Origin of the sequence: Gordonia otitidis NBRC 100426 (genome assembly GCF_000248075.1) — a bacterium.
In the GTDB taxonomy this organism is placed as follows: domain Bacteria; phylum Actinomycetota; class Actinomycetes; order Mycobacteriales; family Mycobacteriaceae; genus Gordonia; species Gordonia otitidis.
In genome coordinates this window covers 1-16,244 of the sequence record NZ_BAFB01000257.1, presented here as the reverse complement: position 1 = coordinate 16,244, position 16,244 = coordinate 1, and the positions used below count along the sequence as shown (strand labels likewise).

The 16,244-nt window shown below is 65.9% G+C and carries 10 protein-coding genes and 2 pseudogenes; 3 read left to right on the top strand and 9 right to left on the bottom strand.

Annotated features, from left to right (window positions below; all coding sequences use genetic code 11):
• Positions 1-585, bottom strand: a pseudogene (locus GOOTI_RS24295) (diacylglycerol kinase); the annotation flags it as partial.
• 128 nt (positions 586-713) lie between these two features.
• Between GOOTI_RS24295 and GOOTI_RS24290 the strand changes: the two are divergent.
• Positions 714-1,448: a glucose 1-dehydrogenase gene (locus tag GOOTI_RS24290; protein ID WP_007241253.1), complete on the top strand. Its 735-nt coding sequence runs from the start codon at positions 714-716 to the stop codon at positions 1,446-1,448.
• Positions 1,449-1,496: 48 nt separating this feature from the next.
• Here GOOTI_RS24290 and GOOTI_RS24285 read toward each other — a convergent pair whose 3' ends face one another.
• From GOOTI_RS24285 to GOOTI_RS24265, 5 genes are read right to left on the bottom strand one after another with little or no spacing between them, the layout of a single operon-like run.
• Entirely contained in the window at positions 1,497-2,051 is a 555-nt protein-coding gene (locus GOOTI_RS24285) for a hypothetical protein (protein ID WP_007241252.1), read from the bottom strand.
• Positions 2,048-2,719 carry an HNH endonuclease family protein gene (locus tag GOOTI_RS26990; RefSeq protein WP_007241251.1) on the bottom strand — a complete coding sequence of 224 codons (672 nt, stop codon included), beginning with the start codon at positions 2,717-2,719 and terminating at the stop codon, positions 2,048-2,050. The genes GOOTI_RS24285 and GOOTI_RS26990 overlap by 4 nt, the downstream gene beginning before the upstream one ends.
• Before the next feature lie 36 nt (positions 2,720-2,755).
• Positions 2,756-3,388 (bottom strand): uracil phosphoribosyltransferase, encoded by a 633-nt coding sequence (gene upp / locus GOOTI_RS24275; RefSeq protein ID WP_007241250.1) that lies wholly within the window; start codon positions 3,386-3,388, stop codon positions 2,756-2,758.
• Positions 3,389-3,414: 26 nt separating this feature from the next.
• The gene (locus tag GOOTI_RS24270; protein ID WP_007241249.1) at positions 3,415-4,671 is read right to left on the bottom strand and encodes a URC4/urg3 family protein; all 1,257 of its coding nucleotides are present in this window, start codon (positions 4,669-4,671) and stop codon (positions 3,415-3,417) included.
• A complete protein-coding gene (locus GOOTI_RS24265) occupies positions 4,668-5,951 on the bottom strand; it encodes a GTP cyclohydrolase II (protein ID WP_007241248.1) in 1,284 nt (427 codons plus the stop codon). Before GOOTI_RS24265 ends, GOOTI_RS24270 begins: the two co-directional genes overlap by 4 nt.
• A gap of 422 nt (positions 5,952-6,373) precedes the next feature.
• Here GOOTI_RS24265 and GOOTI_RS24260 point away from each other — a divergent pair, with 422 nt between their 5' ends.
• The gene (locus GOOTI_RS24260; protein ID WP_007241247.1) at positions 6,374-6,940 is read left to right on the top strand and encodes an FBP domain-containing protein; all 567 of its coding nucleotides are present in this window, start codon (positions 6,374-6,376) and stop codon (positions 6,938-6,940) included.
• Between the two features lie 129 nt (positions 6,941-7,069).
• Here GOOTI_RS24260 and GOOTI_RS24255 read toward each other — a convergent pair whose 3' ends face one another.
• From GOOTI_RS24255 to GOOTI_RS24245, 3 genes are all read right to left on the bottom strand, one after another.
• Complete coding sequence (locus GOOTI_RS24255; RefSeq protein WP_007241246.1) at positions 7,070-12,601, bottom strand: ATP-binding protein; 5,532 nt, start codon at positions 12,599-12,601, stop codon at positions 7,070-7,072.
• Positions 12,602-12,973: 372 nt separating this feature from the next.
• Positions 12,974-15,205, bottom strand: a complete 2,232-nt coding sequence (gene katG / locus GOOTI_RS24250; protein WP_007241245.1) for a catalase/peroxidase HPI — start codon at positions 15,203-15,205, stop codon at positions 12,974-12,976.
• Positions 15,206-15,242: 37 nt separating this feature from the next.
• A complete protein-coding gene (locus GOOTI_RS24245; protein ID WP_085949825.1) occupies positions 15,243-15,686 on the bottom strand; it encodes a Fur family transcriptional regulator in 444 nt (147 codons plus the stop codon).
• 95 nt (positions 15,687-15,781) lie between these two features.
• On the opposite strand from GOOTI_RS24245, the pseudogene GOOTI_RS24240 reads away from it, so the two are divergent.
• Positions 15,782-16,244: pseudogene (locus tag GOOTI_RS24240) on the top strand (GNAT family N-acetyltransferase); the annotation flags it as partial.

Below are 16,244 nucleotides of genomic sequence, written 5' to 3'. Positions count from 1 at the left end.
GAGCAGGGGTGTCTCGTCGAGTGGCTTACCGAAGCCCATCACGTCGAACATCACCTCGGCGCCGTCATAGGTCGCGTAGTCGGCGATCTCCATACAGCGGATCTGCTCGATCCGCTGACACGTGCCCGCGAACACGAAGGGGATGAGATCGTTGGCGAAGCCGGGGTCGACCCCGGTCACGAACACGCTCGCATCGTTCTCACGGGCGGCGTTCTCGAGCTTGGTGATCGCTTTCTCCGGCATGACACCCCACGGATACTGCAACCCGCCGGGTGCGCACCCCACGACGTCGATACCCGCGGACACGAGCGCGACGACGTCGTTGAAGGCCTCGACCGGGCGTGTGTCGCCCATGGCGCAATAGACGACCACATCGGGCGAGAGGGCGATGATCGCGTCCAGGTCGTCGATCGCGGTGACACCTGTCGTGTCATCGAGTCCGGCCAGCTGTGCGGCGTCGAGGCCGACCTTGTCCGGGCTGTGGACACAGACGCCGACGAGGTCGAAGCGCCCGTCGTCGATGAGTTGGGTCAGCGCGAGCTTTCCCGCGTTGCCGGTGCCGACGAGAGCGACGCTGATCGTCATGTGCCGATGCCTCCTGCAGGTGGGGTGAACATCTGTCCGGACTGATGTCCATATCAGTAGAACATGTATCGACCGATGTTGGTAGAACGTGTTCTCATTTGTGCTCTCAGCAGGTACTGTGTGTCGCCATGGGACGTGTTGACGGCAAGGTGGCGATCATTACCGGTGGTGCGCGCGGCATGGGCGCCGAACACGCGCGAGCCCTCGTCGCAGAGGGGGGCAAGGTCGTCATCGGCGACATCCTCGACGACGAGGGCAAGGCATTGGCGGCTCAGATCGGGGAATCCGCGCGGTATGTGCGCCTCGATGTCACCTCGCCCGACGACTGGCAGGCCGCGGTGGCCACAGCTGTCGACGATTTCGGCAAGGTCAACGTTCTGGTCAACAATGCGGGCATCGTGAACGGCTCGACAGTGCAGAAGTTCCGCCTCGACAAGTGGAAGCAGATCATCGACGTCAACCTGACGGGCACGTTCCTCGGTATCCAGTCGGTGGCTGATCCGATGATCGCCGCAGGCGGTGGGTCGATCATCAACGTGTCGTCGGTGGAGGGGCTACGTGGTAGTCCGTGGGCGCACGGCTATGTCGCGTCGAAGTGGGGTGTGCGTGGACTGGCCAAGTCGGCGGCACTCGAACTCGCACCGCACAACGTGCGGGTCAACTCCATCCATCCCGGCCTGGTCCGGACGCCGATGACGGAGGGTTTGCCCGAGGACATGGTCAAGGTTCCGCTCGGGCGCGCGGCGGACTCGAGTGAGGTGTCGACCTTTGTGGTCTTCCTCGCCAGTGACGAATCGTCGTACGCAACCGGAGCCGAATTCGTCATGGACGGTGGACTCTCGGCCGACGTACCGCACAAGTAGCCACCCTGGCGCACGACCCGACCGTCTCGAGACTCGACGGTGCAGCGGTCACCTGTCGCGGATGAGTCGCGGTATGAGTCGGACGAAGATCACCATCCCGACGAGCTCGACGGCCGTCTGCGCCACCACCGCGGTTGCTGCCAGGTCGGCGCCTTCGTCGAGCGACAGGGCAAGTGGCAACACCACCAACGAGTTTCGTGTCGCTCCAGAGAATGCGACGGCGCGCGTCGACCCCGTATCCAGCCCGAGGACCCGCCCGACCATCCACCCGATCACCGGCATGAGCACGAGGAACACCACGTAGATCCACAGCGCACCGGCGACTGCCGAGAGGTCGGTGCCGAGGCGGGCCACCTGTGACGCGGCGACCAGTGCGAGCACGAGTGCCATCAGGGGCACCATGGCGACGTCGAGTCGAGGCACCCGCGCCTCTCGCGCCGGACTGCTACGCGACCACAACTGGACTGCCCACGCGCACAGCAGCGGAACGACGATCAGCGAGATGAATGCCACCGCGAAGGGCGTCGGGTCTATGGTGCCGAGCGGTGTTCGGCCGCCGAGCACGGCGAGATAACCGGGCAGGAGGAGGAACTGCGCGATCAACAGCAGTGGCGTCGCCGCGAGGAGTCGATCGCTTCGGGCACCGGCCGCAGGTTCCGACGTACCGTCAGGCCACCGGACGCTGGCCGGGCGTGGTTGAACGGTTTCCGGTGGTCGATGTCGGCCGAGAAGACCTTGTTGGTGCAGCCCGGGAACGCGCAGCACAACTCACTGGCCTTGACCAGCGCGGCGAGCTTCTTGGGGATGGGGTAGCGCAGGGCTGCGCGGGCGGAGTTCTCGTGGTCGGGGTGGATGTAGTTACGCCGGGCTTCGGCGAGGAGCGTGCGGGCGGTGTCGGCGTCGATGAGTCCGTGGCCGAGCCCGCTGAAGACGATCACATAGTCCACGCACGGGCAGAGCAGAACGATCAGCATGCCCAGCCGGACAGGATTGGAGTCGGGCATCACGATGGTCAACATCGCGACGACTGCGGGCACGGCCACGAAGTTGACCGCGAGGAGTGCGAGCACGAAGCGCCAGTCACGCCACGCGGTCACCAACCCCGCCACAGGGACCTGCAGAAAGGTCAGGAACAGCAGCGCACCGAGCGCCGGGGTCACGAGATGTCCGGCCGCCTCGCTGAGGCGTGAGCTCAGCAGACCGGCGAGGCCGCCCACGACGAACGCGGAGAGGTAGATCGCAACCTGGTGACGCTCCAGCGTTCTCCTCACCGCGGAAGCGTACCCACGGTCAGGATCGGTGAGTTCTCACTGGGTACCGAATATCCGATCGCCTGCGTCGCCGAGTCCGGGAAGGATGTAGCCGTCGTCGTTGAGCTCACGGTCCATGGCGGCCGCGTAGACGGGGACGTCGGGATGTGCGTCGTGAAGGGTGGCAAGGCCTTCGGGACACGTGAGGAGACAGACGAAACGGATCGATCGCGGTTGGTACTCCTTGAGCCGATCGACGGCTGCCACGGCGGAGTGCCCGGTGGCGAGCAGCGGGTCGACCACCACGACGTCGCGTTCGGAGAGTTCCTTGGGCATCTTGAAGTAGTACTCGACGGCGATGTGCGTCTTCGGATCCCGATACAGACCGATGTGGCCGATCCGTGCGCCCGGCACGACGGCGAGCATGCCGTCCGCGATCGACGTCCCGGCGCGCAGGATCGACGCGAACACCAGCTTCTTGCCGTCGATCACCCGGCCCGTCGTCACCTCCATCGGCGTCTCGACCTTGATCTCGTGCATCGGGATGTCAGCGAGGACGTCGTAGGCCATCAGCGTGGAGATCTCGTCGAGGAGCCGCCGAAAGTCATTGGTCGACGTCTCTTTCTGGCGCATCAACGTCAGTTTGTGTTCGACCAGCGGGTGATCGATGAGGTGCAGTGTGCCGCTCATGTGTCTGCTCTTCTCGTCCGTGTCGGTCAGAAGACCGTGCCGTCGCTGATGATGTTCAGGGGTGGAAGTCCCTGCCGCCGTTGCGCGGCGAGTTCGCGGCCCGCCGCCCAGGTGCCACCCTCGAGGATGCACGCGAGGGGAGTGCTGTCCGGGTCGAGCCCGAGTTGCGTGCAGATGCGCGGCGCCAACTCGTCGAGTAATGCGACGGTCAGTGCCCGCCATTCGACGATGAACGCGTCGTCGACGCGCCACTCACGTGTTGCCCAGTCGAGCGGCGTGGGGACGAGGACACCGGCGTCGAGGAGCAGGCCTCCGTTGCGGTACTCCGGTAAGGCGGTCAGCTGATTCACCCCTGTTACGGAGATCCCCTCGTCGCTGAAGGGTTCGAGTAACGAGTATGCGAGCCACTGGGACAGTTTGTGGAACGGCATCCACCCGGCGGTCTCGCCGTCGCCCCCTACATCTCGGTGACGCCAACAATCCCCGAGCGGTTGATCGCCCAGCCGATTCGTCGACGGCCAGATCGGCGCAAAGCAGGTGAGCAGCAACTCCAGCATGTCGCCTGCCCCGACCTCGCGTGATCCGGCTTCTCGCGGGTCGACTGCTCGTGATCTATCGACGAGTACGTCGCCAAGACCACCGGGGCGTCCGTCCGGACCAAAGGTCTCGGGTGCCGATTCCAGAACGTCGGCGAGGTTGTGCAACAGTGCGAGTCGGCCCTGCACGCCCACGAGTGGATTGTCCACGGTCACGGCGAACGCATCGGCGAGCCGGTCCGCGGTCAGTGCACGTAGTCCTGCGGCGTCGACACGCAGCGGATCGTCGTCCGAGCCGGAGAACACGCCTTTGGTGAACGCGTGGAGACTCGCGACCCCGAGTCCCTCCGAGCGGGCGAGCCGTAGGCCGGTGTCGGGCTCGTCGTAGTGCCACCGCGGGCCGGCGCCCGCGTCGAGCAGCACGCTCACGACGGCGAGGTCGATGCGTGTGCGAATCCTCTCGTCCACGCTCGTGTCCATGCGCTGTGCGAGTGCGGCGATTCTGTCGACACCCCCGGCCTCGAAGTGGCGCCAGCGGCTGTGGAACGGGACGTCGAGAGTCGGGTAGCGCCCGCGGGTGACGTCGGCGACGACGTGAGCGGCTGTGTCGATGGCGTCGCCGTCGATGCCGAACCAACGCGAGTCGCCTGACCGTGCCCGGGCCAGCAGGACGTTGGCACGGTCGCGGATCGTGGCGGTGCTGTGCAGCGTCGCAAGCGGATCGAGGGTCGAATTGGTCGACGTCATCGGGTCAGACCCCGACCCTTCGCCTTACGCAATTCGTCTGCGTCGGGCACCGCACCACTGGTGAAATAGCCTGCAGCCGTCTTCGCGTCGATTTCGACGCGGGCGTCATCGGGGATCAGATAGTCGGGGATGTCGACGCGTTCACCCACCTCGATACCCGAACCGGTGATGGCGTCGTACTTCATGTTGCTCATGGACACCAGTCGGTCGATCTTCGTGATGCCGAACCAGTGGAGAACGTCGGGCATCAACTCCTGGAAGCGCATGTCCTGCACTCCCGCAACGCATTCGGTGCGCGCGAAGTACTGGTCGGCGGTGTCGCCGCCGACCTGCCGCTTGCGTGCGTTGTACACGAGGAACTTCGTCACCTCGCCGAGCGCGCGCCCTTCCTTGCGTGAGTACGCGACAAGGCCGACGCCGCCGCGTTGCGCGCCGAGGATGCACTCCTCGATGGCGTGGGTGAGATAGGGGCGGCAGGTACAGATGTCGGAGCCGAACACATCCGACCCGTTGCACTCGTCGTGCACCCGCGCGGTGAGTTCGACGGTCGGATCGGCGAGATCGCGTGGCGCGCCGAAGATGTACACAGTCTGTCCGCCGATGGGGGGCAGGAACACGTCCAGGTCGGAACGGGTCACCAGTTCGGGGTACATGCCCCCGGTCTCTTCGAACAGGACGCGACGCAATTCCGTTTCACTGCAACCGAATCGCTTGGCCACTCCGGGCAGGTACCACACCGGCTCCACAGCGGCTTTCGTCACCAGTGCCGCACCGTTGGGGAGCAGGGTCTCGTTGTCGGGGACCAGTCGCCCCTTCGCGATCGCCTCGGCGATCTCGGGGAGAATGACATGGGCTTTCGTGATGGCGATCGTCGGCCGGATGTCGTAGCCCGCCGCGAGGAGTTCGGGAAAGGAGTCTGCGACCGTCGCACCCCACGGGTCGATACTCACGATCGCCTCGGGATCGCTCCACTGCGGATAGGGGCCGACCACGTCGGTGGGGGACGTGTTCGTCAGGTCGGCGCGATGTTCGCGCGAGAGCGCCCCGGACGCCACCGCCAGCGCGCGGTACACGCTGTAGGACCCCGAGTGGGTACCCACCACATTGCGGTGACCGCGCGTCGTGGTCGTTGCGATGACAGGGCCCCGCGCCGCCGCGGTGGGCGCACCCCAGGTGAGGGAAGGCGCGTCGACGCCGCCGCTGTGGGAGGTCAACCGGATGTGACCGGGCGGACGTGGCCCAGCAGTGGGTCTGGCATGTGCTCCGGAGTCGGTCGACACGGTGCGCTCCTTCCGCGGATGGTTCTGACGTATCGGGGCGAAGCAGCTGGAGGTCCGCGTCGGCCGTCAGGGAAAACGCCAGCATAGTCACAAGAGATGGCCTGCGCCCGACGAGCGACAGTGCCGGAAGGTCGAGGACGTCGAGGGCGATCCACGAGGACCGTCCCTCGGCGGTGTCTCGTGACTAATCGGATTGACGGTGTTTAACGTCGACGGCAGACTCGGGTGCGTGTCCGCACCATCTGTTCGCACTGTGCGACGTGAGGAGGTTGTCGGCGTGAACGCCGACAACAGATAGCCGTCCGCCATGACTGCGCACTCGCCCGACCGGCGAGCGCGCGGTCGATGCTGAGCCGACTCGGCTGTCCTTCCCGATTCGTGCCCATGCGGTGCGACCTCTCACGAACAGGTGTTTCCTCGTCATGCGACAACTCTCCGAAAAAGAACTGCGCGATTCGCTCGTCAACGCGTCGGTGCGTGAGCGTAAAGAACTCCGACTGCCCGACGACATCGACACACTCGACTGGGACCGACTCGAGTATCTGGGCTGGCGCGACCCCAAGACGCCGTCGATCGCCTACCTCGTCGTCGATGCCACTCGGCATCCCGACGTCTCCGACGGCACAGGCGGACTCGACATGTCCGACGACGCTCCCCACACCGACTCGGGAGGGCTCGTCGGACTGCGGCTGCGCGTGGGCGCAGTGCCGCCACGCACACGAGTCCTGTGCGCACTCTGCGAGGACGTATCGCTTCCCAACGACGTCCTATTGTTCGCCGCACGTCGAGTGGGCAGCGCAGGCCGCCGGGGCGACACCATCGGCACACTCATCTGCTCGCACTTCGAGTGCTCGCGGAACGTTCACCGCCTGCCGTCCTCGGCGATGGCGGGGCAGGATCGGGAGCTGGTGCGCCGCATGAGGATCGACAATCTGCGGATGCGCGTCCGTCGATTCGCCATACGAGCCGGAGCCGACGAGATCGCCTAGGTCGCCGACCACTCGCGCCGTCAACGCCGATCTGACCGCTGATCAGACGAGCACGGGCGGTCAGACGAGCACGGGGCCGGGAACCGTGACGGTTCCCGGCCCCGTGCCGAGCGGTATGGGTGCCGCGTCCTACAGTTCCGATCCCGAACTGGTGGAGACCTGCTCCGAGTCGGCAGCCTCATGACGGCGATGCGACCAGGTGGAGTTGCCCTCGATGGCTGCGATGATCCTGGGGCGCAGTTCCGCGGCGTCGATGACGGCGTCGACGGAACCGACCTCGACCGCGCGACGGATGCTGTGTACCGCGTCGAACTCCGCAGCAACCGCATTGATCGTCTCGGCCCGAACCGACTGGCGGACGTCGGCGAGTTCGGCGCTCAACGCCGAACGGTCGGAGCCGGACGCCAGTGCCAGTCGCGCCTCGATGTCACGGACGCGGGAGTCTGCCTCCACCCGCTTGTTGACATCACCGGCGAACACGACCGCGGCGGCGGGAGCGCCGCCGAGCACCGACGCGAATGATCCGTCGATGGCCAGGACAGTCATGTTCGGGTTCAGCGCCTTGGAGAAGACCACGAACGCTCCACCGTGGTAGCGCGAGATGACGCAGAAGACGATGGGGCCACGGAAATTGACGATGGCCCGACCGATCTCGGCGCCGTACTCGAGTTGCAGCTTGCGCATCGACTCCGGTGAGCCGTCAAATCCGGACAGGTTGGCCAAGACGACGAGTGGACGATTACCGCTCGCCGAATTGATGGCGCGTGCCGCCTTTTTCGACGACTGCGGGAACAACGTTCCCGCGGTGTACGTGTCGGGGCCGTCGGTGGGGGTGTAACCACGGCGCGACACCTCACGAGACTCGATACCGAGCAGGCACACCGGTATTCCGCCGAGGTGGACGTCGGCGACGACCGCGGTCTCGGCGTCGGCCATCCCTGCCCACCGCTCGAGCACCTGGTGGTCTTGGTCGGCAACCGCGCGGATCACGGTCCGGATATCGAACGGCTTCTTGCGGTCGGGATTCATCTCCTTCGAGAAGATCTGCCCGACCGTGGTGAAATCGCTGCCGGCGAGTACGTGCGGGTAGTCGGAGATGTCGCGGTCGACCGGATCGGAGGTGATCAGTCGACGCGGTGTCTGCTCGCCCGGCATGACATACGTGTGGTCGTAGTGCGCCATCAGCACATCGCGGGCGGCCCCGAGGTTCGGTGCCCAGTACTGGGCCTGTCCGTTGGGCCCCATCACCCGGTCGTAGCCGCCGATCCCGAAGTTGTCCTCCGCCGACACACCGCCGGAGAAGTCCAGCGACTGCTTTCCGGTGAGCACCATGGCCGACTCGGGAGTCATCACGAGGATGCCCTTCGTGTGCATGAGCATGGTGGCTTCGGCGTTCCAGTACGGCTGGGCACCGACGTTGATGCCGGCGACCACGATGTTGATCTCACCGCCGTCCTGGGTGAACTCGACGACTCGTTTGAGTGCGCGCGCGACCCAGTCCATGTTCTCGGTACCCGAGTCCATGGAGATACGAGCACCGGACGACAGTGCGTACCACTCGAGGGGAACCTTCATCTCCTCGGCGAGGTCGAGCGCCGCGATGACCCGTGCGCATTCGGGTTCAGACAGTGCGCCCAGCGACTTCGTCGGGTCGCCGAGCAACACCACGCGGGTGATGCCCTGTGGGTACTTCTCCGTCGGCGTCGTCACCACACCCGCGACGATGGCCGCGGTGTTACGACCCTTGGGACGAGTGACCGGCACCAGACGCTGTTCGGCATCGAGGTCGTACTCGCGGAAGTCGCCGAGCAGTCCGGTCAGCTCATAGGGGTAGACCGTGTTTCGCCGGGCCGCGCTGAGCACCTTCTGTCGGTACTCGTCGACCGGTTCGATGGGATCGCTCGACGGCTCGCCGATCGCGACGTCGAAACCGCCGGTTGCGTTGACGGAGAAGCAAATCGACACCTTGCGCAGTTCGCCTGTCTCGCGGTCGCGTCGGCGGGCGATGAGCTGGACCTCTTCGAGGCCGACGTCGGCCGTGGTACCGCGGATGTGGTCGGCGATCGTGCTCAGGTCGTCGTCCGAGGCATCGATCGGCGGCCACACGTACATGACGATGCGGTTCGTGTTGGCCGCACGCTTCTGTCCGCGCTTGGCTCGACGGATCGAGTCCGCGCAGGAGGCGAGCACGGTTTCCGCAGTCGGCAGGGACAGGAGTCGACCGTCGTTCTCACGCAGGGAACTGAGGTCGCGCACCTGGGCGAAGGCGATCAGCCTGTCGTCTGCGGGGTTCTCCTTCGCGACCGCGCGGAACAGGTAGATCTCCTCGTCGTCGGCCGAGGGAAGCCTGGTGAGGTCGAACTTGCGAAGCCGTTCCATGCGCATCCGCTGGGCGATGTAGGGATGGAGCCCACGGATCAGCCGCTCCTCGACCATGCCGGTTGCCGACGGCCGGAAGGTGAAGTGGTGGTGCATGACCGCGGTGCCGCGGCCGGCGACGGTGAACGTCACGCGCTGCACCTGGCCGGGCATCGGCGACGCCGCGACGATCTCGTGCAGCGCGGCCGCCATCGCGTCGAAGTCGTCGGGCTGGTCTTCCCAGCTGACGTAGATGTCGGCGGCGATCGATGCGCTGTTGCTGGCCAGTTCGATGAGTCCGCTTGCGGCAGAGGCCAATTCGTCGAACGGAACGGCTGCCGACACCACGCTGGCCCCGTTGCGCTGCGCCACGACGAATGTGGTGCCGCGCGCGGTCTGCGTGGAGATGATGTCGACGCCCTTGTTTCCGTAGTAACGGCGCGTGAGGACTTCGAGCATCACGGTGTTGTCGGTACCGCTGCGCTGGATGCGTTGTCCCAGAAGACGTACCAGCGGCTCGGTACTGCGGACCATGTCGGCGATGCGCTCGTCGCGATCGGCGGCGTCGGGGTTGTCGTCCAGGTACTTCAGGTGCTTGCGCACATTCGTGTAGACGCGGGCGCGGTCACGCAGCAGCATGGCCTGCCCGTACCAGGCGTAGATGACTCCGCGCGCGAGGTCGGCGATGGCGGGGAAGCGGACCTGCGTAGCAGCGACGATGCGGTCGAGCGCGAAACCGATGTCCTCCCGCAACTCGTCGCGGGGCGTCGGTTCGCTCAGCCACTCGCGCAGCAACGTCGTGATGACGGTGACCGATGCGGCGGGGTTCTGCAGGGCCAAGAAGATGCGGAAGACCGCGGCTTCGAGTTCCGGGGTGCGATCGAGATCGGTGACCCCGTAATGCCGTAGGGCTTGGCGCAGCTGGTTGTGGAAGGCCTCCGGCAACCCGTCACGTTCGACGTCGAGGCTCTGCAGATACGTGTGAAAATTCTCGCGCGAGCTGTGTACGTGCTCGAAGCCCGGGTTCTGACCCGTGGGCGGACGTTTCTGGCTCAGCTCGGCGAGATCGGCGAACACGGTGAGTAATTCGAGTTCATCGCCGATGGGACGTCGCCCGGATGCGCGGACCTCCCGACGGACGGCGAGATAGTCGTCGAGCAGACGCGACCGGTCGTGCGGATCGACGTCGTAGCCGAGGAGCTGACTGCGCAGATCTTCCTGGGTGCGGGTGGTACGAACGTCGGAGTCGACGTTCTCCGGTGCGGAGGGCAATTCGAGTTCGACGCTCTCGGCGGTCGCCTCGGCCGTGTCCTCGCCGTCCTCGTCGTCGACGAGCGGTTCGAGCCGCATCAACGTCGCACCCGTCTCGACCTGCGATCCGACGGAGACCGAGCACTCCTTGAGGCGCGACCGGACCGGTGCACGCAGAACGGTCTCCATCTTCATGCTCTCGAGGACCAGCACGGGTGCGCCCGCCTCGACCTCGTCACCGACCGACAGCGGGGTGGCGACGACGAGCGCGGGCGCGGGGGAGCGCACCACGCCGCCTTCGTCGCGGCTGACGCGGTGGGCAACGCCGTCGACGTCGATGAGGTGGATGGGGCCGTGGGTGTCGGTGACGAGTCGGTAGCGCACCCCGTTGAGCACCATCTGCGCGGCGTGCTCGTCGAAGCGTTCGATGTCGACGTCGGCGGTGTAGGTATCGGTACCCGACTCGATCGCGACGCGGAAGCGGCTGGCACCGATTCGCGCGACTCGAACCCGGTATCCGACGCCGCGCAGTTTGAGATCGAGGGGTCGGCCGCTCTCGTGCTGCACCTGCGGACGGCCGCCCGACGCGGTGGCGAGCAGGCGTTGCCGCTCGACGGCTTCTTCCTCCTCGTAGCTGTCGATCGCCGCGGCGATGAGTGCGATGGCCGAATGACGATTGACCACCAGACCGTTCTCGGCGCGTACACGGTCGATCCATCCGGTGTCGGCGGTGCCGTCGATGACCGCGGGCTGACCGAGAAGTTCGAGGACGAAGCTCTTGTTGGTTGCGCCGCCCTCGATGACCACGCGGGTCTCACTCATGGCACGGCGAAGTCGTCCCAGCGCCTCGTTGCGGTTGGCTCCGTAGGCGATGATCTTGGCGATCATCGAGTCGAAGTCGGCGGGAATGGTGTCGCCCTCGCTGACGCCGGTGTCGACGCGGATGCCGGGCCCGGCGGGCAGCTCGAGTCGAGAGATCCGTCCGGGCGCCGGGGCGAAATCGCGGTCGGGATCCTCGGCGTTGAGCCGGGCCTCGATCGCGTGGCCACGCTCAGCCGGGGCATCACCCTCGAGACGACCACCCGACGCGACGTGGAGTTGTGCGCGCACCAGGTCGATTCCGGTGGTGCATTCTGTGATCGGGTGTTCGACCTGAAGGCGGGTGTTCACCTCGAGAAACGCGAAGAGCTTTTCACCCGGGTGGTAGAGGAACTCCACCGTCGCGGCCCCGCGGTAGCCGACGGCGACGGCGAGGCGCTCTGCCGATGCCTTGAGGTCGGCGACCTGCTCGGGGGCGAGGACCGGAGACGCAGACTCTTCGATGATCTTCTGATTTCGCCTCTGTACCGAGCAGTCGCGGACGCCGAGCGCCCACGCCGTGCCCTGTCCGTCTGCGATCACCTGGACCTCGACGTGGCGGGCACCGGTCACGAGACGCTCGAGGAAGACCACGCCGCTGCCGAATGCGCGGGCAGCTTCGTCGCGGGTGCGGTCGAAGGCGTCGCGGAGTTCGTCATCGCTGGTGATGACGCGAATACCGCGGCCGCCGCCACCCGCGGTCGCCTTGAGCATGAGGGGATACCCGATCGACGCGGCGGCGTCGAGCGCGTCGTCGATGGTGTCGACGGCCCCGCGGCTCCACGGGGCGACCGGTACGCCCACTTCTTCCGCGATGAGTTTCGCGCCGATCTTGTCGCCGAGTTTGCGCATCGCGTCGGCCGACGGTCCGACGAACGTGACGCCGATGCGATCACACAGTTCGGCGAACAGCGGATCCTCGGCGACGAAGCCCCACCCGACCCACGCGGCGTCGGCGCCGGTTTCGAGGAGCGCATGCTCGAGGACTTTCAGGTTCAGGTAGGGGCGGTCGGCCGCGGCACCGAGGTTGTACGCGATGTCGGCTTCACGCACGAATGTGGCGTTGCGGTCGACGTCGGTGTGCAGAGCGACGACCTCGATGGGCTGACCGGTCTCGGCAGATAATCCGCGGACGGCGTGGATGAGCCGCATCGCGGCCTCACCTCGGTTCACGATGGCAATGCGCGTGAACATCACCGACTCCCTTCTCTTTTTCAAACTGCTCGTCGGCAGCGCCCCCGCTCGCCGAGCGAAGCCGGCAGCTACGCACACTGCGGAACCCGTGGCTCCGCGGTGTACGCAGTGCGTGGCTACGCGGTGTGCGGAGCGTGTGGCTCCGCGGGTGGGTCGGTTCTGTTGTCACGGCGATGCGCTCCGCATCGGTGAGGTCGAAAACAGCGGCCCCGGACGATTGTGTCGAATCGTTGCGCTACGCGCGAGTACGGGGGAGTGCTCCGACGTGTCGCGAGGTGGCGTAAGGCGCGGGACAAGCCTACGTCTCCACCGCAGACGGGGATGCACCCCGCGGATCACATCCGCGGGGTGCATCCCCGGTGATCTGTCGTATCAGTGCAGGTCGTAGCGGTCGAGCTCCATGACCTTGGCCCACGCCGCGACGAAGTCGTCGACGAACTTCTGCTGCGCACCGTCCTCTGCGTACACCTCGGCGAGAGCACGCAGATCGGAGTTCGCCCCGAACGCCAGGTCGACCCGCGAACCGGTCCACTTCTGCTCGCCCGACTCCCGGTCGACGGCGACATAGGTGCCGTCGTCGGCGGGGGACGGCGACCATTCGACGTCCATGTCGGTGATGTTGACGAAGAAGTCATTCGTCAGCGTGCCCGGCTTGGTCGTCAGCACGCCGAGCGACGAGCCCTTGTAGTTCGCGCCGAGTACGCGCAGACCACCGACCAGCACGGTCATCTCCGGCGCCGACAGCGTCAACAGGTTGGCCTTGTCGACCAGGTTGTACTCCGCGGGAAGCTCGTTGCCCTTGCCCTCGTAGTTGCGGAACCCGTCGTACTTCGGTTCGAGATAGGCGAACGACTCCTGGTCGGTCTGTTCCTGTGTTGCGTCGGTACGACCCGGGGTGAACGGGACGGTCACCGTGAAGCCGGCATCCTTCGCGGCCTTCTCGATCGCGGCGGCAGCACCGAGGACGACAAGGTCGGAGAAGGACACCTTGGTGCCCGGCTCCGCGTTGAACTGCTCGGCGACCAGTTCCAGCTTGGTGATGACCTGCGCGAGTTCGTCCGGTTCACTCGACTCCCAGCCGAGCTGTGGCTGCAGCCGGAGGCGTCCGCCGTTGACGCCGCCCCGGTAGTCGCTGCCTCGGAACGTCGACGCAGCCTTCCACGCCGTCGACACCAGTTGCGGCACGGTCAGACCGGTCTCGAGAATCGCCGATTTGAGGCTGTCGGCGTCGGAGTCGGAGATGAGCGGTCCCTCGGCGGCGGGAACGTTGTCCTGCCAGATGTAGGTTTCCGACGGCACGAGCGGGCCCCGATAGCGGATGGCCGGGCCCATGTCGCGGTGGAGGAGCTTGAACCACGCCTTCGCGAACTCCTCGGCGAGTTCATCAGGATGGTCGAGCCAGCGCCGCGTGATCTCCCCGTAGACCGGGTCGAAACGCATCGTCAGGTCGGTGGTGAGCATCGACGGATGGGTCTTGCCGTCGCCCTGCGCCACGGGCACCGAGTTGGCCCAGCCGCCGTCCTTCGGTCGCCACTGGTTCGCGCCGGCGGGACTCTTGAAGAGCTCCCACTCGTTGCCGTAGAGGATCTCGAGGAAGCTGTTGTCCCACTTGGTCGGTGTGTGTGTCCAGGTCACCTCGAGGCCGCTGGTGATCGCGTCGTTGCCGACGCCGGTGCCCTGCGGATTCTTCCAACCGAGACCCATCTGCTCGAGTGGCGAGGCCTCGGGCTCGGGTCCGAGGAGTTCGGCATCGCCGTTTCCGTGCGTTTTACCGAAGGTATGGCCACCGACGATCAGCGCAGCGGTCTCGACGTCGTTCATGGCCATCCGGCCGAACGTCTCGCGGATGTCCGCCGCGGCCGCCATGTAGTCCGGAACACCCTCCGGCCCTTCGGGATTGACGTAGATGAGACCCATGGTGGTCGCACCCAGCGGCTCCTCGAGCTCACGCTTGCCGCCCTGATAGCGCAGGTTGGTGCCCAGCCACACCGATTCGGCACCCCAGTAGACCTCGTCCGCTTCCCACTCATCGGGTCGGCCGAACGCGAATCCCTTCGTCGGCAGCCCCATGTCCTCGAGCGCGACGTTGCCCGCGAGCACAAGGAGATCGGCCCACGACAATGCCTTGCCGTACTTCTTCTTCACCGGCCACAACAGACGTCGTGCCTTGTCGAGGCTCACGTTGTCCGGCCAGCTGTTGAGAGGCGCGAAGCGCTGCATACCCGTTCCGGCACCGCCGCGTCCGTCCTCGACGCGGTAGGTGCCCGCGGCGTGCCACGACATGCGGATGAAGAAGGGGCCGTAGTGACCGAAGTCGGCGGGCCACCACGACTTCGAGTCCTTCATCACGTCCTTGAGGTCGCTGACAAGAGAGTCGACGTCGAGTTCTGCCAGTGCGGCGTCGTAGTCGAAGTCGGGTTCGCGGGGACGGATGACCTCCGGGTTATGGGCGAGGACTCGAAGATTGAGCTTCTCGGGCCACCACTGCTGATTGCCACCGCCCTCGACCGGTGGGCGGATGTGCATCGGACACGCCGATTCGGCCGGTTCGGTCTGGGCCTCGCCGATGGGTGGGTGTTCCTGGCCAGGATTCTCGTCAGACACTCTTATTCCTTCCGATGATTGGTGATTCGGGCTGTGATCACGAATGTGACCCCTCGGTGGACGTCGGTGTGCACTCTGGGCACAGACCCCAATAGATGACCTCGGCTTCGTCGAGCACGAAACCGTTGTCGTCGGACGCCGTCAGGCAGGGGGTCGTTCCCGCGGCGCAATCGACATCGGCGATCGCGCCGCACGAACGGCACACGGTGTGGTGATGGTTGTCGCCAACGCGAGCCTCGTATCGTGCGACGAGGCCGGAGGGCTGAATCCGCCGGACGAGTCCGGCGTCGGTCAACGCACCGAGGACGTCGTAGACCGCCTGACGCGAGACGTCGGGCAACATCGTGCGCGTGGCGAGGAAGATTGTCTCCGTATCGGCATGCGCGTGGGTGTTGACAGCCTGCAGCACCGCGACCCGTGGGCGGGTCACGCGAAGTTCGGCTGCACGCAGTTGGTCTGCGTACTCCGGTGCGGAGGACACCTCGTCAGTATGCAACGCATTCTGGAATCGTTCAGGATTTCTCTCAAACTGAGACGATGTGTTCGGTGCGTTCCGGATGTGGCACGCTGGTTCGGGTGACGTGGACACCCCAGCGAGTGCGCGCGGAGTCGATCCGGTGGACCTCGTCGTGGCATCCGGTGGGCTCACGTCATCTGGAGATCGACGGATACGAGTTCTACGTCATCGACGGGACCGCAACGCTACTCAACTATCGCGGCACACAACACGATCCGAGTGTGGTGCTCGACGAAGCCGCTGCCCATGGCAGAGGTCTCGACGCGCGCCGACTGCGCTTCACGCGCGCTCCCGGGCTCTTCGGCGGCATCGACGACGACGAACTCGCCCGACGCAATGCCACGACGATCGCGGTCCGCGACATCGTGGCGATGAAAACGGCGCCGGAGATCGTGGCACAGATCCCGTTGTCGCCGGGTGTAGTGGCCCGACGAGTCGACACGGATGTCGGAGTTGCCGAGTTCGCGCGGGTATCGCTGGACGCCTGGGGCTTTCCGCCGCCGATCCTCGACGATCCGTCCA